Raw genomic sequence first — 25,745 nt, 5'->3', positions numbered from 1 at the left:
ACTTCCTCGGCGGCCTCTCCCCCGCTCGCACCGCCGCTGCCGGCGCCGCCGCCGTCGCCGTCGCGGCGGGCCGGATCCGTCGTGTCCGTCCTGCCGGTCGTGGCGGTCGTCGTCCTGCTGGGGCTGCCGGTCGCACCGGACAGCGCCGCCACACCCGCCGACGCGGCCTCGGGGCTGCTCGTGCTGTGGGCGGTCGTGGACACCGTACGGCGGGCGCGGCGCCCGCTGACGCGGACGGCGGCTGTCGTGCTGGGGCTGCCCGTGGTGGGTATCGCGGTCGCCGCGGCGGGGGCCTTGACCACCGGCGACGCGATTGCGGGACTGGGTCGTTACCTGCAGGTGTTCGTGCTCGTCCCGGTCGCGGTGGTGCTGCTGGTGCGTGACCGGCGGGGCGCGCGGCTGGTGCTGTGGTCCCTGGTCGGCCTCGCGCTGTGGCAGGGCGCGGTCGGGGTGCGCCAGTACCTCACCGGGACCGGGGCCTTGTACCAGGGAGCGGACATCCGGGCGGTGGGCACGTTCGGGCCGTCCGACGTGATGGGGATGGCGAGCGTCGTCGCCTGCGGCGTGGTGGCGGCGACCGGTCTCGCCCTCGGGACGCGGGCGCGGCGGCAGCGGGCCGTGGCGGTCGGATGTGCGCTGGTGCTGCTCGTGCCGCTCGCGCTGTCCTTCAGCCGGGGTGCCTGGATCGCCACGGCGGTCGCCTGCGGGGCGCAGCTGGTGCTGGCCGGGGTGCGGCTCGCGGTGAAGGTGTTCGCGGCGGCGGTGGCGGCCTCGGTGGTGCTGGTGGGAGGGCTCGGCGTGGGCGCCGCGGCGTTGCAGGAGCGGCTGACCAGCATCACGCAGGTCGCCGAGGCGCCGGACCAGTCGGTCGTCGACCGGTACACCATGTGGGCGGCGGCCGCCGACATGTGGCGCGGGCACCCGGTGACGGGCGTGGGGCTGAAGGCCTTTCCCGCACACCGGGACGGCCATGCCTCGCTGGCGCTGTCGTCGGGCAGCGACACTCAGGGAGCGGGCCAGGCCTTCCGGCGCCAGCCCCTGCTGTCCCCGCACAACATGTACCTGCTGCTGCTCAGCGAGCAGGGCCTGCTGGGGCTGCTCACGGTGGCGGGCGGCTGGCTGGCCCTGCTGGTGTGCGCACTGCGCCGGCTGCGGCGGAGCGGACGCGTGGGCCGGGACTGCGCGCTCCCGGCCTGCGGGCTGCTGCTGTGGCAGCTCGTCAACTTCCTGTACGCCGACATCGGCGGGCCCTCCACCGTCCTTACGGCGATCTGCTTCGGCCTCGCCGCCTGGTGGGCGCTGGCACGCGACGCGACGACGCCCCCGGCCGCGGAAGCGGGCCCGCGATGAGGCTCCGCCCGGTGCCGCCCGGCGACGCTCCCGGCATGGACGCCGGGCTCCTCGACGGAGGCAAGGGCGATACGGCAGGGCCCCGCCCCGGGGCGGCCCCCTCGGGGCGCTTTCTCGCCAGGGCGACCTTGTTGTCCGCCGCGCTGTCGATGGTCGGGGCGCTGCTGGGGCTGGGGCGGGATCAGGCGCTGGCGCACCTCTTCGGGGCCGGGGCGGACACCGACGCGTTTCTGGTGGCCTGGACGTTGCCGGAGATGGCGTCGACGCTGCTGATCGAGGACGGTATGGCGTTCGTGCTCGTACCGGCGTTCAGCATGGCGCTGGCCCGGCGGGCGGGCGGCATCGGCGCCCCCGACCCCGTGCAGGCCCTGGTCGCCGCCACGCTGCCGCGGCTGTGCCTCGCCCTCGCCGGCGCGGCCGCCCTGCTCGCGGCCGGGGCGCCGCTGCTGGTCTCCGTCCTCGCGCCCGGGCTGCCCGACCCGTCCCTGGCCGTGTCCTGCACCCGGCTGACCGCGACCTGCGTGCTGAGTTTCGGGCTGGCCGGGTACTGCAGCGCGGCGCTGCGGGCGCACCGCAGCTATTTCGCGCCGGGCTCGATCTACATCGCGTACAACGCCGCGATCATCGCCACGATGGTCGTGCTCGCCGCCCGCTGGGGCGTGCGCTCCGCCGCTCTCGGGGTCGCGCTCGGCGGGTGCCTCATGGCCGCCGTACAGGCACCGTCGCTGTGGCGGCGGATCGCCGGGCGGCTTGGCCGGTCCGCGTCCGGGGCGCCGTACGACGGGGACGGGGGTCGGCGGCTCGCGGTCGGCCTCGTCTGCGCGGTCCTGCTCTTCGCCCTGTGCCGGCAGTCGCAGGTCCTCATCGAGCGCTACTTCGCTTCCGGGCTGCCCGCCGGTGCCATCTCGCACCTCAACTACGCCCAGAAGGTCGCCCAGTTGCCGATGTCGCTGTCGCTGATGGTGTGCGTCGTCACCTTCCCGGTGGTGGCGCGGGCCCTCGCCGACGGCGACACGCGGCGGGCCAGGGACCGGGTCGAGCGGGACCTGGTGCTGACGGCCTGTCTGGTGCTGCTCGGCGCCGCCGTGGTCGTGGCCTGCGCGCCGCAGATCACCCAACTCCTGTTCCAGCGCGGCGCGTTCACGGCCCAGGACACCGCCGCGACCGCCGCCGTCATGCGGGTGTACGCGGTCGGGCTGCTCGGGCACACGCTGGTGGGGGCGCTCGTCCAGTCGTACTTCTCGACCGGCCGTACCACCTGGTACCCGCTGGGCGCGATGGGCGCGGGCACGCTCGCCACCGTCGTCCTCAGTGTCTGGGCCGTGGGTCCCTGGGGGGCGCGCGGCATCGCCGGGGCCAACGCGGCCGGCATCACCCTCACCGCGCTGCTCCTGCTGCACGGCCTGGGCCCGCGCACCGTGCCCGTGCGCGTGCGCCGGGTCGTCGCCGGACTGGCCGGACCGGTGTACGCGGCCGTGTGCGCCACCGGAGCCGGGCTGGTCTGCGCGGGGATGTTCGCCTCGCCCGTGGCGGCCGTCGCCGTCTGCGGCACCTGCGTGACCGCCGTCTTCCTGCTGCTGACCTGGATCCTCGACACGGCCGACGCCCGGTCCCTGCTCCTTTCCGTCGCACGTTCCGTCGCGCATTCGTTCCGTCGCTCCGTCACACGAAAGCCCCGCCATGGTCACTGACATCTCCGCCGCGCCACGCGCGGACGAGCCCGCTCCCCCACCGATCGCGGAAGGACGCCGAAAGCGGCGCCCCGCCGCCTGGGTGGCCATGTACCACTCCGTCTCGGACTGCCGGGACGACCCGTACAACGTCACCGTCACGCCCGCGCGCCTGGAGCGGCAGCTCACCTGGATGGCCCGCCGCGGCCTGCGCGGGGTGAGCGTCCGTGAGCTGCTCGCGGCGCGCGCCCGTGGCGCCGAGGGCGGGCTGGTGGGGCTCACCTTCGACGACGGGTACACCGACTTCGTCACCGCCGCCCTGCCCGTGCTGCGCCGCCGGGGTTTCACGGCGACCGTGTTCGTGCTGCCCGGGCGGCTCGGCGGCGCGAACGCGTGGGAGCCGACCGGCCCGCGCAAGCCGCTGCTCGACGCCGACGGCATCCGCCGAGCCGTGGCCGCGGGCATGGAGATCGCCTCGCACGGCCTGACCCACGTCGATCTGACCGAGGCCACCGACCAGGTGCTGCACAGCGAGGTCAACGACAGCCGGAACCGGCTCGCCGGGATCGTCGGCGAGGACATCGAGGGGTTCTGCTACCCGTACGGCCGTCTCGACGAGCGTGCCGCCGACGCCGTACGCCGGGCCGGTTACCGCTACGCCTGCGCGATCGACCCCGGCCCGGCCGGCTCCGGCGACTTCGCGCTGCCCCGCATCCACCTCGGGGAGGCGGACACCTCGGTGCGGCTGGAGCTGAAGCGGCGCCTGGCCCGGTTCTACGGCCGTGCCCTGGAGGCCGTGTGAGGGCCCTGCACATCATCACCGGCCTCGGCGTGGGCGGGGCGGAACAGCAACTGCGGCTCCTGCTGCGGCATCTCCCCGCGCAGTGCGACGTGGTGGCGCTGACCAACCCCGGCCCGGTCGCCGCGGGCCTGGCCGCCGACGGCGTCCACGTCACCCACCTCGGGATGGACGGCAACCGCGACCTGCGCGCACTGCCGCGCCTGGCCCGGCTGATCCGCGCCGGCGGCTACGACCTCGTCCACACCCACCTGTACCGGGCCTGCCTCTACGGCCGGATCGCGGCGCGGCTCGCGGGAGTCCGGACCGTCGTGGCCACCGAGCACTCCATCGGCGCCACCCGGCTGGAGGGCCGGCCGCTGACCGGGGGCGTCCGCGCGCTGTACCTGGCCGGCGAGCGCCTCGGCCGCGCCACGGTCGCCGTCTCGCCGACGGTGGCGCAGCGGCTGCGGCACTGGGGTGTGCCCGGACCGCGCATCCGGGTCATCCCGAACGGCATCGACGCGCCCCGGTTCCGCTTCGACGAGGCGCGCCGCAGGGAGGCACGGGCGTTCTACGGGCTGCCGGACGACGCGTACGTCGTCGGGGGTGTGGGGCGCCTCGCCCCCGGCAAGCACTTCGACGTACTCGTCCGGGCTCTCACCCAACTCCCGGGTGATGTGAGGCTGTTGCTGGTCGGCGACGGCCCCGCTCAGTGGCCGCTGCGGCGCATCGCCCTGGGGCTGGGGGTCGCGGACCGCTTGGTGCTGACCGGCGAGCGGCCGTATCTGCCCGACCCCGGTGACGACGCACCCGACCTGGTCGCCCTGCTGTCCGCGATGGACGTGCTCGCCTCGCCGTCGCCGGAGGAGTGCTTCGGCCTGGCCGTGGTGGAGGCCCTGGCGGCCGGGCTCCCCGTGCTGTACGCGAGCTGCCCCGCCGTCGAGGACCTGCCGCCGGACGCGGCACCCGGTGCCCGGCGCGTCACGGGCGGCACCGAAGCGTACGTACGTGAACTGCTGCGGCTGCGAGCGGCAGGGCCGGGCGAGCGGACCGCCCCGGACGTCGTACGCCGCTACGACATCGCGTGCACCGCCCGGCAGCTGATGGATCTGTACACGGCCGCTCTGTCCGGCTCGACCCTGGAAGTGAGTTCCTGATGACCGACAACCCCGATCAGCGTGCCCCGCTGTCCGACCGTACGGGCACCTCTGTGAAGCGGCGGCCCTCGTGGTGGCTGCTGCCCGCCGGCGCGCTGCTCGGTGCCGTGGCCGGCGGCGCGTACGGCCAGCTGAGGCCGCCGCAGTACACGGCGACCAGCTCCGTCGTCGCGGTGGCGACCGGCGAGACCGAGGCCGACTGCACCGATGCGCTCGGCTTCGCACAGGCGTACGGCCGGGTGGCCCCCCAGCTCGCGGTGCTCGGGGACGCCCAGATGTGGGCGGGCGTTCCGGTCGCGACGCTGCGCGAGAGCGTGCAGGTCGCGACGTCGCCGGACGCGCCGATGGTCGCGGTCTCGGCGACCTCGTCGAAGCCCGCCCAGGCCGTCGACATGGCCAACGCCGTGTCCCGCGCGCTGGTGACGCAGGCGGACCACACCAAGGCCGACACCGGCATCAAGCTGGAGCGCCTCGCCCGTGCCCTGAAGCCCACCGAGCCGTCGTCCGCGTCACCGGCGCTGACCTCGCTCGTCGGCGCGAGCGCCGGAGGTCTGCTGGGCGGCCTCGCGCTGCTGGCCCGGCCGCGGCGGCCCGCCGAGGACGACGACCGGTGCGTGGCCTCCGTACCCGGCCCGGCCAACGCCGCCGAAGCCCGCGGGACGCTTGGATGACCGCCTCCGGCCGTGCGCTGTCGGTGGAGGTGTGCACCGAGGAGCGCGCCTTCGCGGAGCTGGCCGGGGAGTGGGACCGCCTGTACCGGGCGTGCCCGTCGGCGACGCCGTTCCAGAGCCATGCCTGGCTGCACTCGTGGTGGCTGTCGTACGGCAGCCCCGGCAGGCTGCGGCTCGTCCTGGTGCGCAGGGGCGGTGAACTGGTGGCGGTGGCCCCGCTGATGCGGGTGCGTCGCCCGCTGCCGGCGCTGGTGCCGATCGGCGGTGCCATCACCGACTTCTGCGATGTGCTCATCGACGCGGCGGCGGCCCCTCAGGGCGCCGGGGCGCTGGCGGACGCCCTGGCCGACATGGCGCGCACCGCCCTGATCGACTTCCGTGAGGTGCGGCCGGGCGGTGCGATGGAGCGGGTCTACCTGTGCTGGCGCGGCCCGCGTCACCGGGTGCGCGACTCCGTGTGCCTGGAGTTGCCGGCCGTCCCCATGGGCGAGTTGGTCGAGCGGCTGTCGTCGCGGCACGCCCAGCGGGTCCGCAACAAGGTGAACCGGCTCGCCCGGCTCGGCGTCGAGTGGCACGACGTGAGCCCCGACGACGCCGGGGACGCGCTGCGCCGGCTCCTCGCACTGCACCGACTGCAGTGGCAGGGCCGGGGGATGTCGCCGGAGCACGCCCGGCCGCGGTTCCTGGAGCACCTGGTCCGCTCGGTGGTCCCCATGGCCCGGTCCGGCGAGGCGGCGGTGACGCAGTTCCGGCTCGACGGGGAGGTGGTGGCGGTCAATCTGAACGTGGTGTCAGGACGGCTGGCGGGCACGTACCTGTACGGCTTTCACCCGCGGTTGCGGGAGGAGCGGAAGGTGGACGTGACGGCGATGCTGCTGCACGCGTCCACCGAGCGCCTCGCGTCCGGCGGCGGGCCCCGGGTGCTGAGCCTGTTGCGCGGCGACGAACCGTACAAGTACCGCTGGCACCCCGAGACGGTCCCCAACCAGCGTTTTCTGCTGGCCCGGCGCCGCACCGTCCCGCTGCTGGCGGCCGCGGCCGGCGAGGCGGCCGCGCGGCACCGGGCCAAGCAGGTCCTGCGCCCGAACGCCGGTCCGCCCGGTCGCCGTTAGCGCTCCGCCCCCTGCAGGCAGGCGGTGGGTCTGCCGCCGATCTGCTGCCCGGACCACTGCGCGAGGTCCAGCGGCGTGCAGTAGGGCAGCTTGGAGGGCATCGGTGTGGGCGTCGTGGGCGCGGTCGGGACGGGGGCCGACGGTTCCGGTTCCGGTTCCGGCCGCGGTCGCGGCCCCGGTTCCGGGTGTGGTTCCGGCTCCGGGACGAAGGGGCTGGACAGCAGCAGGCGGTACAGGGCGGAGGCGCGGGGATTGTCGGAGCACAGCCAGACGCCGTGCGGGCAGTAGTCGGTGATCGTGTTGTACAGCGGTTTGTGCTCGTCCATCCACGCGAGCATGCGCAGCATCCACCTGATGTTGTCGCCGTTGCGGAACAGGCCCCATTCGGGATACGAGATCGGCTTGTCGTGCGCCCGCGCGAAGTCCACGTGGTGCTGCAGGCCGTAGGGCTCGGACACCTGCTCGTCGAAGCTGAGTCCGCGTGGCTGGTCGTAGGCGTCCATGCCGACGATGTCGACGAAGTCGTCGCCGGGATAGCACTGGGTCCAGGGAATGGCGTCCCTGCCCCGGCTCGGGGCGAAGTCGAACCTGAAGTCCTGTCCGGGGACCGAGCGCATGACGGTGACGATGCGCCTCCAGTACTCCTTCCAGCTCTCCGGGTCGGGGGCGCAGCGATGGGTGTAGGTGACGCCGTTCATCTCCCAGCCGAGCACGATGACCGTGTCCTGCACACCGAGATCGACCAGCCGCTCGGCGAGCACCTCGAAGTGGTCGTCGAACTCGCCGTCCGCGGCGCGCCGCAGCAGGTGCCTGACCTCCGCGTCGGGGACGTTCTCCTCGTTGCGTTCCATCATCGGGACGTTGAGCACGAGCATCCGGTCGGCCTTGTCCTGCCGCCACTCGGCCCAGCTGTCGAGGAAGCCGTGTCCGCCCTCGATGTTGCGCCACAGGTCCCCCGGCAGATACGTGTGCCCCACGCGCGGTTCGTGGCCGCCCAGCCAGCGGCCGAGCTCCTTCATGCGCTCCAGTCCGGCGGGCCCGTAGTGGAGGTACGCGCCGAACGCGGGCAGGCGCGCGATCCTTTCCTCAGGCGAGTGCCCGGCGTCCGGCGCGGGGCGCGGCGGGTCGGGGTGGGATGCGGCCCCGGCGGGGAAGGCGGGGCCCGGAACGAGAACCGCCGACACGGCCATCGCGGCGGTGATGGACGCCAGCCGCCTGACGACGGACCGGCGGTGGTCAGGGGCCATGCATCCTCCCTCGGGCGGCTCCTCCCTCATTGATGACTCATGGGCATATATACGCTTATTCCACCGATTGAGTACGGTGGCTTGGCAGGGATCGCCCGCACGAGTGACCCGGCGAGCGCCGGGGGTGTGTGCCGCTGAGGGGCCCTCAGTTGCCGTACAGCTCCTCGATCTCCCGCGCGTACGCCGCCGTCACCGCGTGCCGTTTGACCTTCAGGGACGGGGTGAGCATGCCGTTGTCCTCGGTGAACTCGCCCTCGACCAGGGTGAACGCGCGGATCGACTCGGCCCGGGAGACGGCCTCGTTGGCGTAGTCGACGGCCTTCTGGACGTCGGCGCGCATCCGGGGGTCCTGGATCACCTCGGCGAGCGGGGTGTCGGTGGGCATCTTGCGTACGGCGAGCCAGTGGGTCACCGCGTCCGGGTCGAGGGTGATCAGGGCGGCGACGAAGGGGCGGTTGTCGCCGACGACGACGCACTGGCCGACGGGCGGGCGGCTGCGCAGGCGGTCCTCCAGGACGGCCGGGGAGACGTTCTTGCCGCCGGAGGTGACGAGGATGTCCTTCTTGCGGCCGGTGATGGTGAGGTAGCCGTCCTCGTCGAGGGAGCCGAGGTCGCCGGTGGCGAACCAGTCGTCCCGCAGGACGGCGTCGGTGGCGGCCGGGTTGTTCCAGTACGAGCCGAAGACGATGCCGCCCTTGATGAGCACCTCGCCGTCGTCGGCGATGCGGACGGCGGCGCCGGGGCAGCTAAACGCGAAGACTCGGGTTTTCCATGTTCGAATATGGAGATATGAAAGGCCGGGTAGCATCGCGGGTGTGAAGCTGGTTGTGCAGGTAAAGCTGCTGTTGAAACCCGTTCAGGCGACGGCGCTTCAGGCGACCCTGCGCGCCTGCAATGAGGCGGCGACGTGGGCCAGCCAGATCGCCTTCGAAAAGGATGTGAAGAATAACTTCGCGCTTCGCAGGCTCACCTACGACGAAGCGAAGGCGCGTTGGGGGCTGGGGGCGCAGGCGGCCCAGCATGTGATCAAGAAGACGTGTGACGCGTACGCCACTCTCAAGGCGAATCTGAGGGCCGGGAACCTGGGCATGCCCGGCTCCAAGCGGTACCGGAAGGCCAACGAGAAGCCTGTCGCTTTCCGACCTGAGAGCGCACAGCCGTACGACGACCGGATGCTGTCCTGGCAGATCACGGAGCGCCGGGTGTCGATCTGGACCGTGTACGGCCGGGTGAAGGACGTGGCGTTCACCGCCGGCCCAGAGCAATTGGCCACACTGGCGCTGTATCGCAAGGGCGAGTCCGATCTCGTGTGCCGGGACGGCATGTGGTTTCTGCTGGCCACCTGTGAGGTTCCCGAAGTGCCGCCGAGCACTGAGCCGGTGGACTTCCTTGGAGTCGACCTGGGCATCGCGCTGCAGAAGAGGAACACTCCGTCCGCCAAACGGCGTCTGAAGAAGCGACGACGCAAGGAGGCACGGCGGGCGAAGGACATCAACCACAAGATCGCGAAACATGTGGTGGCCGAGGCAGAACGCACCGGTCGCGGAATCGCCCTGGAAAACCTCACAGGGATCCGCGAGCGGGTACGGCTTCGCAAGCCCCAACGGGCCACCCACTCCAGCTGGTCGTTCGCCCAGCTGGGGCAGTTCATCGCGTACAAAGCCCGCCGAGCGGGAGTGCCGTTGGTGTACGTCGATCCGGCGTACACCTCCCGCACCTGCGCCGAGTGCGGCCACATCGACAAGGCGAACCGGGTCTCCCAGGCCTGGTTCGCGTGCCGGTCCTGCGGCGTCGTTGCGCACGCGGACCGGAACGGCTCCCGCAACATCCGCGCCCGCGCGTGGGAGTTGTGGCGACGCGGGGCCGAGTCAACGGCCCCTGCCCCACCGGAGGGCACACGCCCGGGCGGGGTTGGACGCGAACGCAGCATCACCGCCAGTGATGCCCGTTGCGCAAGCCCGCTGACTTAGCAGGCGGTTGACGTCCTTGCGTACGCCCATGACGGCTCCCGGTGCCCGGTCAAACCTACCGAGAGGTCAACTTCCTCGTGCGTAACGGAAGGTCAATGGGTCGGGACGTCGCAAAGGAGTGGGCATCTGTACATTGCTGTACGCCCCCCACGGAAGGAACCCCTGTGCAGTCCCCGATGCACTCCCGACGTCTCCGGTCCGCCCTGGTCGCCGTCTGCGCCGTCGCGGCCGTGTCCCTCGCCGGCGCCGCACCGGCCGCCGCCCACACCTCGCCTCCGGTTCGCGCGGCCGCCGTCGCCCCCGGACTCACCCCGCTGACCGACCTGTTCGCCGAGCGGCTGCTGGTCGCCGACAAGGTGGCCGCCGCCAAGTACGGCACGGACAAGCCGATCGACGACCCGGTGCGCGAGCAGCAGATCCTGGACGACGTCGGCGCGCGGGCGACCGGGCTCGGGCTGGACCCGGAGGCGGTGCGGGCCGTCTTCCGGGACCAGATCGAGGCGAACAAGCTGGTGCAGCGCGGGCTGTACGCGCGCTGGGACGCGCATCCCGAGGAGCGGCCCACCGAGCGACCGGACCTGGTCAAGGAGGTGCGCCCGGTGCTCGACCGCATCACCACGCAGGTGCTGGACGCCCTGAAGGACACCCGGCGGCTGCGGACGTCGCCGTCGTGCGAGCCTCGGCTGGGGGTCGCCGCCGTCCGGTCCGCGTACGGCCATGAGCTGGACGCGCTGCACGAGGAGGGGCTCGTGCGGGCGCTGCCCTCGGTCTGCGCGGGCTGAACCGCCGGCGCGTGCCTCAGTCCATCGCCCGGTCCGCCCGGCCGATGGTCTCGGCGAGCCGGCGCACCGCGCCGTCCTCCGTCTTCTTCGCCAGGTCCTCGGCGGTCTCCTTGAGTTCGCGGAGGGACGGGGCACCGGGCAGGGAGCTGCGGGGGTCGTCGCCGTCGCGCAGGACGTCGGCGAAATAGGCGGCGGTCGCGGTCACCTGGAACCTCGGGGAGGCGTCGCCCAGGGAGTCGTGCAGGGCGCCGGTCTCCAGGCGGCCCGACTCCTCGTGCGGGGCGCGGGTCTTCGGGTCGAGCCAGCGGACGCTCGCCGTGGCGAGGTGGCCTGAGGTGCCGGGCCTGGTGTGGACGGCGTAGAGGGCGGTGACCGTGTGGCCGGGGCCGATCTCGCCGCCGTCGACGCTGTCGTCACGGAAGTCCTCGTCGGCGACCTGGCGGTTGTCGTAGCCGATGAGGCGGAAGTCGGAGACGGTGGCCTGGTCGAACGCGACCTGGGCCTTGGCGTCGCGGGCGGTCAGGTCGATGTTGCGGGGGAGGTCGTCGCAGAAGACCTTCCGGGCGTCGTCCTCGTCGGAGACGTAGACCGTGTGGCCGTCGCCCTTGTCGGCCAGGCGTTCCATGAGGGCGTCGCCGTAGTCGCTGCCGACCCCGACGCCGAAGAGGGTGATGCCGTGTTCGCGGCGTTCGGAGGCGATGCGTTCGAGGATGGTGTCCGCGTCGGTGTCGCCGGTGTTGGCCAGGGCGTCGGAGACGAGTACGACGCGGTTCGTGGCGCCCTCTCGAAGACCCTCCTCGGCCGTTTCGTAGCCCGTCTCCATGCCCGCTCCCAGGTTGGTGGAGTCGGTGGGCTCCAGGCTGTCGATCGCGTCGTGGATGTCGTCGCGGTTGCCGTCGAGGCGGGTCATCGGCAGGACCGTCTCGGCCTCGTCGCTGAAGGTGACGATGGCGACCGAGTCGTCGTCGCGGAGTCGGTTCGTCATGACGCCGAGGGAGTCCTTGGCGAGGTCGAGGCGGCCCGGTTCGGCCATGGAGCCGGAGATGTCGATGACGAAGGTGAGGGCGGCGGGCGGGCGTTCCCCGGCGTCGGCGGCGGGGCGGGTGGCCAGGCCCACGCGGACCAGGGACCAGTCCTCGCGGTCGGTGCGGGCGCCGTCGACGGTGACCGTGAAGCCGTTGCCGTCGGGGCGGTCGTAGTCCTGGCGGAAGCTGTTGACGAACTCCTCGGGGCGGACCGTCGACGGGTCGGGCAGCCGGCCCTCGGCGAGGGTGCGGCGGGCGTAGCCGTAGGAGGCGGTGTCGACGTCCAGGGCGAAGGTGGAGAGGTAGTCGGGGGCGGGCGCGAACTCGCGGGAGTCCGGGTCGTCGGTGTCGTCGGAGCCGTCGGTGTCCTTCTGCTCGCCCGTTCCGCCGCCGCTGTCGTAGTCGGGGGCGGGGAAGGCGCCGTTGCTGCCGTCCTCCGCCTGGTGGCCCCCGCTGTCGCTGCCCTCTCCGGCGCCGCAGCCGGTGAGCAGCAGGCCGCCTGCCGCGGTGAGTGCGAGCAGGGCGGCGCGCAGCCTTCGTATGCGGTACCGCTCCATCATCCGTGCTCCCTTGGTCCGTTGACGTCGACTTCTGTGACTGTGACGGGCCAGGGGGCCGGAACGTGCGCTACGGAGCGTTGCGGATGAGTCTCGAAGAGGGCACGGAGGCCGCCTGTCGAGACCGGTGGGTGATCTTCCGTTGACCTACGACACGATGTCCTTGCGGGCGAAACCGCGGAAGGCCAGCGCGAACAGCACGAGGGCGTACGTTACCGACAGGGACGTGCCCTGGATCATGTCGGACCAGTCCAGTTGGGGCCGCACGGCGTCGAGCCAGGCGTACTGCCAGTGCGCGGGCAGGAAGTGGCGCCAGTCGCCGAGGGCCGTCACCTCGTCGAGGACGTTGCCGATGATGGTCAGGAACACCGCGCCGCCGACCGCGCCGAGCGGTGCGTCCGTCCGGGTCGACAGCCAGAACGCCAGGGCGGCGGTGACCAGTTGGGACACCATGATGTAGGCGACGACGATCAGCAGGCGCTGCGCCGCGGTGCCGGTGTCCAGGGCGCCGCCGGTGGGCAGCTGGAGCGGGCCCCAGCCGTAGGCCGCCGTGCCGACGGCGAGGGCGACGACCGGGAGCAGGACGAGCGCGGCCAGGCTGAGGCTCAGTCCGACGGCGAGCTTGGACCACAGCAGCCGGCCCCGGGGCACGGGCGCCGCGAGCAGATAGCGCAGGGACGACCAGCTCGCCTCCGAGGCGACCGTGTCCCCGCAGAACAGCGCCACGGGGATGACGAGCAGGAAGCCCGCGGAGGCGAAGAGGTTGACGGCCGCGAAGTTGGCCCCGGACACCGTGGCCGTGTCCATGAGGTTCGTGCGGGCGTTGCCCTGGCCCGGCTCGCCGCCCACCTGGAAGGCGACGAGCAGGACGATCGGCAGGGCGAACAGGATGCCGCCCATGACGAGCGTGCGGCGCCGCTTCAGCTGCCGGACCAGCTCGACCCGCACGGGCAGGGTGCGGCCCGCGCGGTAGCCGTCGGCGACCTCGACGGGCGGCTCGGCGAGCTTGCTCATGCTTCGGCTCCGATCAGGGTGAGGAAGGCGTCCTCCAGGCGGCGGTGCGGGCCGACCGACCGCACGGGCACGTCCAGTCGTACGAGGTCGGCGACCAGGCGTTGCGGGGTGCCGTCGGCGTCGAGCTGGACCAGCAGGCCCTCGTCGGCGCGCACGGCGGAGGCGACGCCGGGCAGGGCGGCGACCTTCTCCAGGACGGGCTCCTCCACGGGCGTGGCGGTGCCCACGAGGAGGGTGTCGCCCGAGCCGACGATGTCCTCGACCGGGCCCGCCTGGACGAGCTGTCCGTGGTCCATCACGACCAGGTGGGTGCAGGTCTGCTCGACCTCCGCGAGGAGGTGGCTGGAGACGATGACCGTGCGCCCGGCGGCGGCGTAGCGGATCATTACCTCGCGCATCTCGCGGATCTGCGGCGGGTCGAGCCCGTTGGTGGGTTCGTCGAGGATGAGCAGGTCCGGCAGGCCGAGCATGGCCTGGGCGATGGCGAGGCGCTGGCGCATGCCCTGCGAGTAGGTGCGCACCGCGCGGGCGAGCGCGTCGCCGAGTCCCGCTATCTGCAGGGCCTCGTCCAGGTGGGCGTCCTCGGGCGGGCGGCCGGTGGCACGCCAGTACAGGTCCAGGTTCTCCCGGCCGGACAGGTGCGGGAGGAAGCCCGCGCCCTCGACGAAGGCGCCGACGCGGGAGAGCACGGGGGCGCCCGGCGCGATCGCGTGGCCGAAGACGCGGATCTCGCCGCCGTCCGGCTTGATCAGGCCCATCAGCATGCGCAGGGTCGTCGTCTTGCCAGCGCCGTTCGGGCCGAGCAGGCCGAGCACCTGGCCCTTCTCCACCCGGAAGGACAGGTCCTTGACGGCGTAACGGTCGGCGGACTTGGCGTAGCGCTTGCTCAGGTCCGTGATCTGGAGCGGCACTTCGGCCAGTTCCGGGTCGGGCGCGGCGGGTGCCGCGGTCCGGCGGCGTCCGGTCACCAGCAGTGCGAGCGCGATCAGGGCGCCGGTGAGCGGCAGCCACCACACCCAGGCGGGCAGCGACGCCGGCCCGTTCGTGTCGCCGAGCGACGTCGGCACCTTCAGGTCGCCCTTGAGGGAGACGGTGTACGTCGCCGGGGCCGCCGGTGAGGCGTAGCCGAGGTCGGTGGAGGCGAGGACCAGGCGCAGGCGGTGGCCGTCGTCGACCTCGTGGTCGATCGCCGGGAGGGTGATCGTGACGTCCTTGCCGGCCTTCGCGCCCTCGACGCGGATGGGCTCGACGAGCTGCGAGGGCAGCACCTGCGCGCCCTGGCCGCCCGGGCCGACGTCGTACACCTTGGCGAAGAGCACCGCGTCGTCGCTGGTGGACCTCACATGGACGGTGACCTTGGGCGACCCGGTGATCTGCACGTCCTCCTGGACGGGCGCCGACTCGAACGCGGCGAACTGGCCCGGGAAGTCGAGGGAGACGCCGATGCCGAGCGAGGACAGCTGGGCGAGGCCGCCGGCGCTGCCGAATCCGGGCAGGGCCGACACGGCGGGCGGGTTGGCGCCGGCCGGGTTGGCGAAGCTCTGCTCCCGCCCGGTGAGGGCGATCGAGCGCGCGCTGCCCTCCAGGCCGGGGTACTCGTCCTCGCTCACGCCGCTCAGCCGGGTCTCGCCGTCTCCGGTACCGGCGCCGAGGGTGCGGGTGACGCGGAAGGCGGGGCCGGTGTCGACGCTCTTGTCGTCCTTGAGGTAGCGGTCGAACCAGGAGTTCACGCGCTCCTGGATCCGGCCCGTCTCCATGTCGCCGCCGTCGTGCCCGCCCGCGATCCAGTCGACGTCCACGGGCGCGCCGTTGGCGCGGATCGCCTTCGCGGCGGCGTCGGCCTGGTCCAGCGGGAAGAGGGAGTCGGTCTGGCCCTGCATCAGCAGGGTGGGCACGTCGATGCGGTCGCCGACCGCGGACGGCGAGCGCTCCTCCAGCATGGTGCGGGCCTCGGCGTCCGGGGTGCCGGACTCGGCGACCCGGTCGTACATCTCGCAGATCCGCGTCTCGAACTTGTCGCAGCCGCCGCCGGAGTTGACGAAGATGCCCGCCCAGAGCTTCTTGAAGACGCCGTTCGGGAACAGGGCGTCCGCGAGGTTCCAGTACGTGATCGCCGGGGCGATGGCGTCCACCCGGGCGTCGTGGCCGGCGGCGAGCAGCGCGATGGCGCCGCCGTAGGAGCCGCCCGCCATGCCGACCCGCGGGTCGCCGGTCTTGTCGAGTTCGACCTGGGGCTGCTTCGCCAGCCAGTCGAGCAGCTTGGAGACGTCGGCGACCTCGCCCTTGGGGTCGTTCAGCCCGATCTTGCCGGTGGACTTCCCGAAGCCGCGGGCCGACCAGGTCAGTACGGCGTAGCCGTCCCGGGCGAGGTCCTCCGCCTGCTGCCGTGCGTCGTCCTTGCTGCCGCCGAAGCCGTGTCCCAGCAGGACGGCCGGGCGGCGTCCGGAGGGACCCGACGTGAAGTACGAGGTGTCGACGCGTACCCCGTCTCCCATGTCCATGACCCGGTCGGCGCGGCGCACCTGTGGCGCGTCGTCGTCGGCGACGGCCGTCCATGTACCGGCGCCGGCGAGGACGACGACGGAGGCCGCGGCGGCGAGCCACCGTCGCGGCCTCCGTACGCGCCCTCGCAGGGCGGGCAGTCGAAGATCCATGCTTCAACCGTACGGGGTGAACCTGTCGGACAGTTATCGACCGGGGGCTGAATCCCGGGCCCTTCCGTGGGGGTACGGCGGGGGATTTGTCTACCGCGTTCGTGGTAGCGCGGGGGAGAGCTCGGGCCGTCCTGTGGTCTGCCGGGTGCGGGTTCGTCGGGGCTTGTCGCGCCCACGCGGCGGAGCCGCAAATCGGTACAGCCCCGCGCCCCTATGGGGCGCGCTCACGCCTCCGGGATCGATACCAACCAGCGGGTTTCCCTACGGGGGCGGAGGTACAGCGCCCAGTACAGGGTCGCTGCGGCCGTTATGCCGCCCGTCCACAGCAGGTAACTCGTCTCCTGCCGGCTCAGGATGTACACCAGCACCACGATCAGCAGCACCGGCATCGCCGGCCACAGCGGCATACGCCAGGCGGACGTGTGCTGGTGGGCGCCTCGGCGGGACAGCAGTGCGGCGATGGCGACGAGCAGGTACATGCCCGTCACCGAGACGCCCGTGATGCCGTACAGGGTGTCGAGGTTCACGAAGCACAGGGCGGCGCCGGGGACGCCGACCGTGAGGGTGGCGACCCACGGGGAGCCGAAGCGGCCGAGCTTGGCGAGGACGTTGTTGACCGGCTCGGGCCAGGCCTTGTCGCGGGCCGAGGCGAACAGGACGCGGGAGTTCTGGATGACCATGACGATGCCCGCGTTGATGATCGCGAGGGCCACGCAGAGGCTGACGAAGGTGCCGACGGCGGAGTTGGACCAGGCGGTGACCATGGTGCTGATGTCGCCGCCGGTCAGTTCGTCGAGGTTCGACGCGCCCAGGGTGATGGCGGCGACCGGGACCAGGATGATCACGGCGGAGATGCCGAGGGTGGCGAGGACCGTGCGGGCGACGTTGCGGCGCGGGTTCTCCATTTCCTCGGAGAGGTAGACGGCGGTCGAGAAGCCCTGCGTGACGAAGAGGGCGATCGCGAGGCCGGAGACGATCAGCAGCGCCGTCACGGTGTCGGTACGGCCGTCCGCGCCGGCCACCTCCATCGAGACCAGGCTGCCGGGGCCGCGCTCGGCGTGCGCGAAGCCCAGCACCGCCACGACGGCCGCCGCGATGACCTCCAGGACCAGGAAGACGCCGGTGATCCAGGCGTTGGCGCGCAGGTCGAGCAGGCCGGCGAGGGTGGCGAGCAGCATGACGCCGGCACCGGCCATGGACGGGTCGAGGTGGACGATCGGGGCGAGGTAGTCGGCCGTGCCCATCGCGATCACCGGCGGGACGATCATGACGACCAGCAGGGAGAGCACGAAGACCAGCCAGCCCGCGAGCCGTCCGGCCAGCGTGGAGACCATCGCGTACTCGCCGCCCGCGCTGGGGATCAGGGTGCCCAGCTCCGAGTAGCAGAACGCCACGGCGATACAGAGCAGGGAGCCGATGGCGATCGTCAGGGCGGTGGCGGTGCCGAGCGAGCCGAACAGGTCGGGGACGACCACGAAGAGGGTGGAGGCGGGGGTCACGCAGGAGAGCGTGAGCAGGGTGCCGCCGATGACGCCGATCGAGCGCTTGAGCTTCTGAGGGCTGTCCGACGCCTCGACGACGGCGCCCTCGACTGGGGTGAGGGTGTCGGTCACGAGGGGGATGCAACATCGACGGAAACCGTCACGTCAATGGGTGTTTACCTACGGAATTCGTTGCTGGAGATCGACTTTACGCGCGTTAGCGTCGCATCAAGGCCACCCTCAGGGCGACTTCCGGACGTGCGGGAACCGCAGCGCGTGCCCGCAGAAAAATGGGGCCGTCCGCGATGCGGACGGCCCCGGACGCCGGCGCCGGTAGCGACGCTCGGTGTCAGTGGTTGCGCGGGAAGCCCAGGTCGACGCCGGAGGGGGCGTCCGCCGGGTCCGGCCAGCGGGTGGTGACGACCTTGCCGCGGGTGTAGAAGTGCGTGCCGTCGTTGCCGTAGATGTGGTGGTCGCCGAAGAGCGAGTCCTTCCAGCCACCGAAGCTGTGGTAGCCGACGGGGACCGGGATCGGGACGTTCACGCCGACCATGCCCGCCTCGATCTCCAGCTGGAAGCGACGGGCGGCGCCGCCGTCCCGGGTGAAGATCGCGGTGCCGTTGCCGAACGGCGAGCTGTTGATCAGCGCCACGCCGTCCTCGTACGTCTCGGCGCGCAGCACGCACAGGACCGGGCCGAAGATCTCGTCCTGGTACGCCTTCGCGCTGGTCGGCACCTTGTCGAGGAGCGAGATGCCGATCCAGTGGCCGTCCTCGAAGCCGTCGACCGTGTAGCCGGTGCCGTCGAGGATCACCTCGGCTCCCTCGGCCGCCGCGCCCGTGACATAGGAGGCCACCTTGTCACGGTGCGCGGCGGTGATCAGGGGACCCATCTCGGAGGTCGGGTCGTTGCCGGGGCCGATCTTGATCTTCTCGGCGCGCTCGCGGATCTTCTCCACCAGCTCGTCGCCGATGGCGCCGACCGCGACGACGGCGGAGATGGCCATGCAGCGCTCGCCCGCGGAGCCGTAAGCGGCCGATACGGCGGCGTCGGCGGCCGCGTCCAGGTCGGCGTCCGGCAGGACCAGCATGTGGTTCTTGGCGCCGCCCAGGGCCTGGACGCGCTTGCCGTTGGCGGAGGCGGTGGTGTGGATGTAGCGGGCGATCGGGGTCGAGCCGACGAACGACACCGCCTTGACGTCCGGGTGCTCAAGGAGGCGGTCGACGGCCACCTTGTCACCGTGGACGACGTTGAAGACGCCGTCCGGCAGGCCGGCCTCGGCCAGCAGCTCGGCGATCTTGATGGAGGCCGACGGGTCCTTCTCGCTCGGCTTCAGCACGAAGGTGTTGCCGCACGCAATGGCCATCGGGAACATCCACATCGGCACCATCGCCGGGAAGTTGAACGGCGTGATGCCCGCGACGACACCCAGCGGCTGCCGGATCGACGAGACGTCCACCCGGCTCGCGACCTGCGTCGACAGCTCGCCCTTCAGCTGCACGCTGATGCCACAGGCCAGGTCGACGATCTCCAGACCGCGCGCCACCTCACCGAGGGCGTCGGAGTGCACCTTGCCGTGCTCGGCGGTGATCAGCTCGGCGATCGCGTCCCGGTTGGCGTCCAGCAGCGCGCGGAACTTGAACAGGATCGAGGTGCGCTGGGCCAGCGAGGACTGGCCCCAGGTCACGTAGGCCTCCTTGGCGGCCGCGACCGCCGCGTCCACCTCGTCGACCGAGGCGAACGCGACCTTCGTGGTGACCGCGCCGGTCGCCGGGTCGGTGACCGGCCCGAACGTGCCCGACGCGCCTTCGGCGGTCTTGCCGCCGATCCAGTGGTTGACGATCTTCGTCATGCCCAGATACTCCTTCACTCAGGTGTGCCTCGCGATGTCCGCGCCGGTCACGGCGGCCAACCTGCTTTTCTGCTGGGGGTCCGGGGGCCGCGCGGCGGTAGCCGCACATCGAATGCAGCCCCCGGGAGATTCAGCACAGATGGCGGCGTCGGGTCGAGACGTGCCGTTCGTACAGCTCACGCGCCTTGACCGCCGACGCTCGGGTCGCGGTCTCGGCCACAGGAACATCCCACCAGGCCTGCGCGGGCGGCGGGCCCGACACAGTGTCTGCCGTTTCGGTCTCGACGTAGACACATGTGGGAGTGTCGGCCGCGCGGGCCTGAGCGAGCGCCTCGCGCAGGTCCCGTACGGTCTTCGCGCGCAGCACCCGCATGCCGAGGCTCGCGGCGTTGGCGGCCAGGTCGACGGGGAGCGGGGCGCCCGTGAAGGCACCGTCCTCCGCGCGATACCGGTACGCCGTACCGAAGCGCTCGGCGCCCGTCTCCTCCGACAGTCCGCCGATGGACGCGTACCCGTGGTTCTGCACGAGCAACACCTTGATCGCGACGCCCTCCTGCACGGCCGTCACGATCTCCGTCGGCATCATCAGATAGGTGCCGTCGCCGACCAGCGCCCACACGGGCCGCTCCGGGGCGGCCATCTTCACGCCGATGGCGGCCGGGATCTCGTAGCCCATGCAGGAGTAGCCGTACTCCAGGTGGTACTGGTCCCGCGAGCGCGCCCGCCAGAGTTTGTGCAGGTCGCCGGGGAGGGAACCGGCCGCGTTGATGATCACGTCCGACTCGTCGACGATCGCGTCCAGCGCGCCCAGGACCTGCGGCTGGGTCGGGCGTACGTCGGGCTCGTCCGCCTCGTAGCAGGCGTCGACGCGGTGCTCCCAGCGGTCCTTGTCCTCGGTGTACTCGGTGACGTAGGAGTCGGCGACCCGGTGGCCGTGCATCTCCAGCCTCCCGGTCAGCTCCTCCAGGCCGGTGCGGGCGTCCGCGATCAGCGGCATCCCGGCGAGCTTGTGGCCGTCGAAGGGCGCGATGTTGAGGTTGAGGAAGCGGACGTCCGGGTTGCTGAACAGGGTGCCGGAGGCGGTGGTGAAGTCGGTGTACCTGGTCCCCACGCCGATCACCAGGTCGGCGGTGCGGGCGAGTTCGTCGGCGGTGGCGGTGCCGGTGTGGCCGACTCCGCCGACGTCCTGGGGGTGGTCGAAGCGCAGGGAGCCCTTTCCGGCCTGGGTGGAGGCGACCGGGATGCGGGTGACCTCCGCGAACTCGGCGAGCGCTTCCTCGGCGCGGCTGTGGTGGACGCCGCCGCCCGCGACGACCAGGGGCCTGCGGGCGGACCTGATCGCCCGGACGGCCTGGGCGAGTTCTGTCGGGTCGGCGCCCGGCCGGCGGACCACCCAGGTGCGCTCGGCGAAGAACTCGTCCGGCCAGTCGTACGCCTCGGCCTGCACGTCCTGCGGGAGCGCCAGCGTCACGGCGCCGGTCTCGACGGGGTCCGTCAGCACGCGCATGGCGTTCAGGGCGGAGGGGATCAGGGCTTCCGGCCGGGTGATCCGGTCGAAGTACTTCGACACCGGGCGCAGACAGTCGTTGACCGACACATCGCCCGCGTACGGCACTTCGAGCTGCTGCAGGACCGGGTCGGCGGGGCGGGTGGCGAAGATGTCGCCGGGGAGGAGCAGGACCGGGAGGTGGTTGATGGTCGCGAGCGCGGCGCCGGTGACGAGGTTGGTCGCGCCGGGGCCGATGGAGGTGGTCACGGCGTGGGTGGAGAGACGGTTGGACTGGCGGGCGTAACCGACGGCCGCGTGCACCATGGCCTGTTCGTTACGGCCCTGGTGGTACGGCATCTCATCGCCGTACTCGATCAGCGCCTGGCCGATCCCGGCCACGTTGCCGTGGCCGAAGATGCCCCAGGTGGCGCCGATCAGGCGCTGTCGTACGCCGTCGCGCTCGGTGTACTGGGCGGACAGGAAGCGGACGAGCGCCTGTGCGACCGTGAGCCTCGTCGTTGAGGTCATCGATAACCCCCTGTGCCTTCTACGTGGGCCGGATGGAAGCAGATCCACCACTCCCGTACGGCTCCACCGCCCCGTACGACTCGACGGACCTCCGGCGCGGGGCCGTAGCGGGCGGGGAGTCTTCGCTCGCACTTCGCTCCTGCCAAAGCAAAGCGGCCACCCGCGCCGGAGGCGATCTGTGCGCCGGCGCTCCGCGGGGAGAGCCGACGGGGAACTACGCGTCGTGCATGTACGGGTCGTTCTTGGTCGAACGTACGGCTCGTGGACATGGGGACCTCACAGCAGTCCTACGGCAGTGTCCACCGCGGCGACAACGTCCCCGTCCGCCGGGTAGAGCAGTGAACGGCCGACCACCAGGCCCCGCACGGTGGGCAGTTGGAGAGCGCCCCGCCACTTCTCGTATGCCCCGTCCTGGTCGTCGCCGACCTCGCCGCCCAGCAGCACGGCCGGGAGCGTCGAGGTCGCCATGACCTCGGCCATGTCGTCGGGGTTGTCGGTGACCGGCACCTTCAGCCAGGTGTAGGCGGAGGTGCCGCCCAGGCCGGAGGAGATGGCGATGGATTTGGTGACCGCCTCGGCGGCCAGGTCGTTGACGACCTTGCCCTCCGGGGTGCGGCGGCTGATGAACGGCTCGACGAAGACCGGGAGCCTGCGTGCGGCCATCTCGTCGATGGCGCGGGCGGTGGACTCCATGGTGGTGAGGGAGCCCGGGTCGTCGTAGTCGATGCGCAGGAGCAGCTTGCCGGCGTCGAAGCCGAGGCGCTGGATGTCCTCGGGGCGGTGGCCCGTGAAGCGGTCGTCGAGTTCGAAGCTCGCGCCCTGGAGGCCGCCGCGGTTCATGGAGCCCATGACGACCTTGCCGTCGAGGGCGCCGAGCAGCAGCAGGTCGTCGAGGATGTCGGCGGTCGCGAGAACGCCGTCGACACCGGGGCGGGCCAGCGCGAGGCAGAGGCGTTCGAGCAGGTCGGCGCGGTTGGCCATGGCGAGCCGCCGGTCGCCGACGCCGAGGGCGCCGCGGGCCGGGTGGTCGGCGGCGACGATCATCAGCCGGCCGGAGTCGCCGAGGAGGGACCGCCGGGTGCGGCGGGCGGCGGCCTCCGCGATCGCCTCGGGGCGCTGGGTGCGGAGACGGACGAGTTCCGCGATGTCGACGGTCACTTGACGGCCCCCGCGGCGATGGCGGCCTCGATCTCGTCCGGCGTCGGCATCGCGGAGGAGCACTCCAGGCGGGAGGCGACGATGGCGCCGGCGGCGTTGGCGTGCCGCATGATCTTCTCCAGGTCCCAGCCCTCCAGCAGGCCGTGGCAGAGCGAGCCGCCGAAGGCGTCACCGGCGCCGAGGCCGTTGAGGACGTTCACGGGGAGGGGCGGGACCTCGGCCTGGTCGCCCTTGCTGTTGACGGCGAGGACACCCTTCGGGCCCTGCTTGACGACGGCGATCTCGACGCCGGCGTCGAGGAGCGCGCGGGCGGCGGCATGGGGCTCGCGCACGCCGGTCGCGACCTCCACCTCGTCGAGGTTGCCGACGGCGACGGTGGTGTGCTTCAGGGCCTCGGCGTAGAAGGGGCGGGCCGCGTCCGGGTCGCTCCAGAACATGGGGCGCCAGTCGAGGTCGAAGACCGTCGTACCGGACTTGGCTCGGTGGGCGAGGGCCGCGAGCGTCGCCGTACGGCTGGGCTCCTCGCTCAGACCGGTGCCGGTGATCCAGAAGATACGGGCGTCGCGGATGGCGTCCAGGTCGAGCTCGTGGGCGTCGATCTCCAGGTCCGGGGCCTTGGGCCGCCGGTAGAAGTACAGCGGGAAGTCGTCCGGCGGGAAGACCTCGCAGAAGGTGACCGGGGTGGGCAGGCCCGGGACCGGGGTGACCCAGCGGTCGTCGACGCCGAAGCCCTGGAGGGCCTCGTGCAGGTAGGTGCCGAAGGGGTCGTCGCCGGTGCGGGTGATCACCGCGGTACGCCGTCCCAGGCGGGCCGCGGCGACCGCGACGTTCGTCGCCGAGCCGCCGAGGAACTTGCCGAAGGACGTGACCTGCGGCAGCGGGACGCCGGTCTGCAGCGGGTAGAGGTCCACTCCGATCCGCCCCATGGTGATCAGGTCGTAGGCCATCGCGTTCCCTTCGTATCGGCTCTCCCGGCTTTGTAGTCCGCCGCACACAGCCCTGTCAATGTTTTGTCCAGACATTCGGACCAGACCTTTGGGGTGCGTGGTCCGGCCGGGGCGGCGTCTGCCAAAACGCCGCACCCTCGCGCCCGCGTGCATTTGCGGCAGCTGTGTCACAAACGCACCTTTCCTGTCACGCATGTCGCAAGTACGCGGGTCTTGTGTCACACCCGGCGCACAGGCCCTTGCTCCTCCTCACGCCGCGTCGTTTCACGGGACACAGGCTTTGTGATCGCCAGCGCAGCGCCCGGTACCCCCGACGACCGCTCCTGGTCGCCGCCGCGGCGCGCGCAGGGAGGTGCAACTGATGACCGACCGAAGGCTCTGGTCCTACAAGGAGATCGCGGCGCACATCAAGGTGCAGCCGGACACCGTGCGGTCGTACCGCAAGCACGGGCTGCTGCCGCCGCCGGACCACGTGGAGGGCGGCAAGCCCTTCTGGTACGCCGACACGGTCCGGGCCTGGGTGGCGTCCCGGCCGGGAAACCGAGGGCGCAGATCGGACTGACCTCCCGGAAAAACCAGCTGTGCCCCACCGGCCGTGTGGGGCACAGTCGCCCGATGGACTTCTCCGTCAAACCCACGCTCACCGGCGACAAGACCGTCCTCCGGCCGTTCACGGAGGCCGACGCCGACGTCATGTGGGAGATCATCGAAGACCCCGAGGTCATCCGCCTCACCGGCGAGCCCTCCCGTGAACTCACCCCGGCTCGGGTGCGTTCCTGGTACGGCTCCCGGTCCGACCAGCCCGACCGCCTCGACCTCGCCGTCACCGACCGCGCCACCGGCGAACTCGTCGGCGAGGTCGTCCTGCACGAGTGGGACCCTCAGACGCGCGGTTGTACGTTCCGCACGCTCATCGGACCCAGGGGGCGCGACCGGGGACTCGGCACCGAGGCCACCCGCCTCATCGTCGGCCACGGATTCGAGCAACTCGGGCTGCACCGCATCGAGTTGGAGGCGTACAGCTACAACCACCGCGCCCTGCGGGTGTACGAGAAGGTCGGTTTCGTGGTGGAGGGGGTTCGGCGGGAAGCCGAGTTGAGGGACGGCGAGTGGGTCGACTCGGTGGTCATGGCCATACTCGACCGCGAGTGGGCGGCCCTGCCCCGGCGGTGAGGGAGCCTCAGCTCCACGGCTCGATCACCGTCACCCCCGCCCCCGGTGCCGTCCCGATCGCCGTCAACGCCTGCGGCACCGCCTCCAGCGGGATCGTCGACGTCACCAGCAGATCCGGCCGCAGCACACCCGCCCGTACCAGCTCCAGCATCGGCGGGTAGGTGTGCGCCGCCATGCCGTGGCTGCCCAGGAGTTCCAGTTCGAGGGCGATCGCGCGGGCCATGGGGACGGGGGTCGTGCCGGACGTCGAGGGCAGCAGGCCCACCTGGACGTGCCGGCCCCGGCGGCGCAGGGCGCCCACCGACGCGGCGCAGGTGGCGGGTGAACCGAGGGCGTCCAGGGAGAGGTGGGCGCCGCCGCCGGTCAGGGCGTGGATCGCCGCCGCCGTGTCCGGCGTGCTCGACGCGTCCAGGCGCTCGGCCGCCCCGAACTTCCGGGCCAGGTCCAGGGCCTGTGGTGAGACGTCCACCGCGACGACCCTCGCCCCCGACGCCGCCGCGATCATCACCGCCGACAGGCCCACCCCGCCGCAGCCGTGGACCGCGACCCACTCCCCCGCCGCCACCCGGCCCTGCTGCACGACCGCCCGGAACGCGGTGGCGAACCGGCAGCCGAGCGAGGCGGCGGTCGCGAAGGACATCTCCTCGGGAACGGCGACCAGGTTGACGTCGGCGTGGTCCAGCGCCACGTACTGGGCGAAGGAGCCCCAGTGGGTGAAGCCGGGCTGGGTCTGGCGCTCACACACCTGCTGGTCGCCCGCAGCGCACGCCCCACAGCTGCCGCAGGCGCACACGAAGGGCACGGTGACCCGGTCGCCGGGGGCCCAGCGCGTCACCCGGTCGCCCACCGCCTCGACGACACCGGCGAGTTCATGACCCGGCACATGCGGCAGCGTGATGTCCGGGTCGTGGCCCTGCCAGCCGTGCCAGTCGCTGCGGCACAGCCCCGTCGCCTCGACGCGCACGGTCACTCCGTGGGGGGCGGGGTGGGGGTCGGGCACCTCACGCACCTCGGCCTGTTCCCCGAACCGCTCGAACACCACTGCCCGCATCCCCGTCTCCTTTCGACCGCGCCCCTTGCACGGAGATCATCGCGAACGCTAGACGCTCCGCCCGGCCTGCGGCACG

At 72.1% G+C, this 25,745-nt stretch carries 20 protein-coding genes and 2 pseudogenes; 10 read left to right on the top strand and 12 right to left on the bottom strand.

Translation table 11 applies throughout. From position 1 onward, the window contains the following. Window positions 1-36 precede the first annotated feature (36 nt). The 6 genes from QQM39_RS29605 to QQM39_RS29580 all read left to right on the top strand — a co-directional run bounded on the left by QQM39_RS29605 (window position 37) and on the right by QQM39_RS29580 (window position 6,741). Window positions 37-1,350: an O-antigen ligase gene (locus tag QQM39_RS29605; protein ID WP_302003774.1), complete on the top strand. Its 1,314-nt coding sequence runs from the start codon at window positions 37-39 to the stop codon at window positions 1,348-1,350. Window positions 1,351-1,385: 35 nt separating this feature from the next. Continuing rightward, window positions 1,386-3,041 (top strand): murein biosynthesis integral membrane protein MurJ, encoded by a 1,656-nt coding sequence (murJ, locus tag QQM39_RS29600; RefSeq protein WP_302000602.1) that lies wholly within the window; start codon window positions 1,386-1,388, stop codon window positions 3,039-3,041. Between the two features lie 88 nt (window positions 3,042-3,129). Beyond that, the gene (locus QQM39_RS29595) at window positions 3,130-3,822 is read left to right on the top strand and encodes a polysaccharide deacetylase family protein (RefSeq protein ID WP_302003772.1); all 693 of its coding nucleotides are present in this window, start codon (window positions 3,130-3,132) and stop codon (window positions 3,820-3,822) included. Further along, window positions 3,819-4,958: a glycosyltransferase gene (locus tag QQM39_RS29590; protein ID WP_302000601.1), complete on the top strand. Its 1,140-nt coding sequence runs from the start codon at window positions 3,819-3,821 to the stop codon at window positions 4,956-4,958. Before QQM39_RS29595 ends, QQM39_RS29590 begins: the two co-directional genes overlap by 4 nt. Then, the gene (locus tag QQM39_RS29585) at window positions 4,958-5,629 is read left to right on the top strand and encodes a lipopolysaccharide biosynthesis protein (RefSeq protein ID WP_302000600.1); all 672 of its coding nucleotides are present in this window, start codon (window positions 4,958-4,960) and stop codon (window positions 5,627-5,629) included. The genes QQM39_RS29590 and QQM39_RS29585 overlap by 1 nt, the downstream gene beginning before the upstream one ends. Next, window positions 5,626-6,741: a GNAT family N-acetyltransferase gene (locus QQM39_RS29580; RefSeq protein ID WP_302000599.1), complete on the top strand. Its 1,116-nt coding sequence runs from the start codon at window positions 5,626-5,628 to the stop codon at window positions 6,739-6,741. The genes QQM39_RS29585 and QQM39_RS29580 overlap by 4 nt, the downstream gene beginning before the upstream one ends. On the opposite strand, the gene QQM39_RS29575 is transcribed toward QQM39_RS29580, so the two are convergent. Next, window positions 6,738-7,988, bottom strand: coding sequence for a glycoside hydrolase family 26 protein (locus QQM39_RS29575; protein WP_302000598.1), 1,251 nt, complete (start codon window positions 7,986-7,988; stop codon window positions 6,738-6,740). The genes QQM39_RS29580 and QQM39_RS29575 overlap by 4 nt on opposite strands. A gap of 145 nt (window positions 7,989-8,133) precedes the next feature. Then, a pseudogene (locus tag QQM39_RS29570) lies at window positions 8,134-8,730 on the bottom strand (long-chain fatty acid--CoA ligase); the annotation flags it as partial. A gap of 73 nt (window positions 8,731-8,803) precedes the next feature. Between QQM39_RS29570 and QQM39_RS29565 the strand changes: the two are divergent. Together QQM39_RS29565 and QQM39_RS29560 are read left to right on the top strand one after the other, a co-directional pair. Next, the gene (locus QQM39_RS29565) at window positions 8,804-9,958 is read left to right on the top strand and encodes a transposase (protein WP_302000597.1); all 1,155 of its coding nucleotides are present in this window, start codon (window positions 8,804-8,806) and stop codon (window positions 9,956-9,958) included. A gap of 176 nt (window positions 9,959-10,134) precedes the next feature. Further along, window positions 10,135-10,740 (top strand): chorismate mutase, encoded by a 606-nt coding sequence (locus tag QQM39_RS29560; RefSeq protein WP_302003771.1) that lies wholly within the window; start codon window positions 10,135-10,137, stop codon window positions 10,738-10,740. A 16-nt stretch (window positions 10,741-10,756) separates the two neighbouring features. On the opposite strand, the gene QQM39_RS29555 is transcribed toward QQM39_RS29560, so the two are convergent. The 9 genes and pseudogenes from QQM39_RS29555 to iolC form a co-directional block, all read right to left on the bottom strand. Then, complete coding sequence (locus QQM39_RS29555; RefSeq protein ID WP_302003770.1) at window positions 10,757-12,322, bottom strand: VWA domain-containing protein; 1,566 nt, start codon at window positions 12,320-12,322, stop codon at window positions 10,757-10,759. A gap of 147 nt (window positions 12,323-12,469) precedes the next feature. After that, a complete protein-coding gene (locus QQM39_RS29550; protein ID WP_302000596.1) occupies window positions 12,470-13,336 on the bottom strand; it encodes an ABC transporter permease in 867 nt (288 codons plus the stop codon). Next, window positions 13,333-15,990, bottom strand: coding sequence for a CocE/NonD family hydrolase (locus QQM39_RS29545; protein WP_302000595.1), 2,658 nt, complete (start codon window positions 15,988-15,990; stop codon window positions 13,333-13,335). The genes QQM39_RS29550 and QQM39_RS29545 overlap by 4 nt, the downstream gene beginning before the upstream one ends. Window positions 15,991-16,214: 224 nt before the next feature. Further along, window positions 16,215-17,603 (bottom strand): APC family permease, encoded by a 1,389-nt coding sequence (locus QQM39_RS29540; RefSeq protein ID WP_302000594.1) that lies wholly within the window; start codon window positions 17,601-17,603, stop codon window positions 16,215-16,217. Between the two features lie 217 nt (window positions 17,604-17,820). Then, window positions 17,821-19,323: a CoA-acylating methylmalonate-semialdehyde dehydrogenase gene (gene mmsA / locus QQM39_RS29535; RefSeq protein WP_302000593.1), complete on the bottom strand. Its 1,503-nt coding sequence runs from the start codon at window positions 19,321-19,323 to the stop codon at window positions 17,821-17,823. Between the two features lie 130 nt (window positions 19,324-19,453). Further along, window positions 19,454-21,340, bottom strand: coding sequence for a 3D-(3,5/4)-trihydroxycyclohexane-1,2-dione acylhydrolase (decyclizing) (gene iolD / locus QQM39_RS29530; protein WP_302000592.1), 1,887 nt, complete (start codon window positions 21,338-21,340; stop codon window positions 19,454-19,456). Between the two features lie 62 nt (window positions 21,341-21,402). After that, window positions 21,403-21,537 (bottom strand): annotated as a pseudogene (locus QQM39_RS29525) (5-deoxy-glucuronate isomerase); the annotation flags it as partial. Window positions 21,538-21,616: 79 nt separating this feature from the next. Beyond that, window positions 21,617-22,498, bottom strand: coding sequence for a deoxyribose-phosphate aldolase (locus QQM39_RS29520; protein WP_302000591.1), 882 nt, complete (start codon window positions 22,496-22,498; stop codon window positions 21,617-21,619). Beyond that, on the bottom strand, window positions 22,495-23,445 hold the full coding sequence (iolC, locus tag QQM39_RS29515) for a 5-dehydro-2-deoxygluconokinase (RefSeq protein ID WP_302000590.1): 951 nt from the start codon (window positions 23,443-23,445) through the stop codon (window positions 22,495-22,497). The genes QQM39_RS29520 and iolC overlap by 4 nt, the downstream gene beginning before the upstream one ends. Before the next feature lie 361 nt (window positions 23,446-23,806). Between iolC and QQM39_RS29510 the strand changes: the two genes are divergently transcribed. Both QQM39_RS29510 and QQM39_RS29505 read left to right on the top strand, forming a co-directional pair. Next, complete coding sequence (locus QQM39_RS29510; RefSeq protein ID WP_302000589.1) at window positions 23,807-24,007, top strand: AlpA family transcriptional regulator; 201 nt, start codon at window positions 23,807-23,809, stop codon at window positions 24,005-24,007. Window positions 24,008-24,060: 53 nt separating this feature from the next. Beyond that, window positions 24,061-24,618: a GNAT family N-acetyltransferase gene (locus QQM39_RS29505; protein WP_302000588.1), complete on the top strand. Its 558-nt coding sequence runs from the start codon at window positions 24,061-24,063 to the stop codon at window positions 24,616-24,618. Window positions 24,619-24,625: 7 nt separating this feature from the next. Here the strand turns inward: QQM39_RS29505 and QQM39_RS29500 are convergent, their stop codons facing one another. Then, entirely contained in the window at window positions 24,626-25,669 is a 1,044-nt protein-coding gene (locus QQM39_RS29500) for a zinc-dependent alcohol dehydrogenase family protein (protein ID WP_302000587.1), read from the bottom strand. Between the last annotated feature and the right edge of the window lie 76 nt (window positions 25,670-25,745).

The sequence above is a fragment of the Streptomyces sp. DT2A-34 genome (assembly GCF_030499515.1).
Taxonomy (GTDB): Bacteria; Actinomycetota; Actinomycetes; order Streptomycetales; family Streptomycetaceae; genus Streptomyces.
This window is presented reverse-complemented; position numbering and strand designations above follow the sequence as displayed.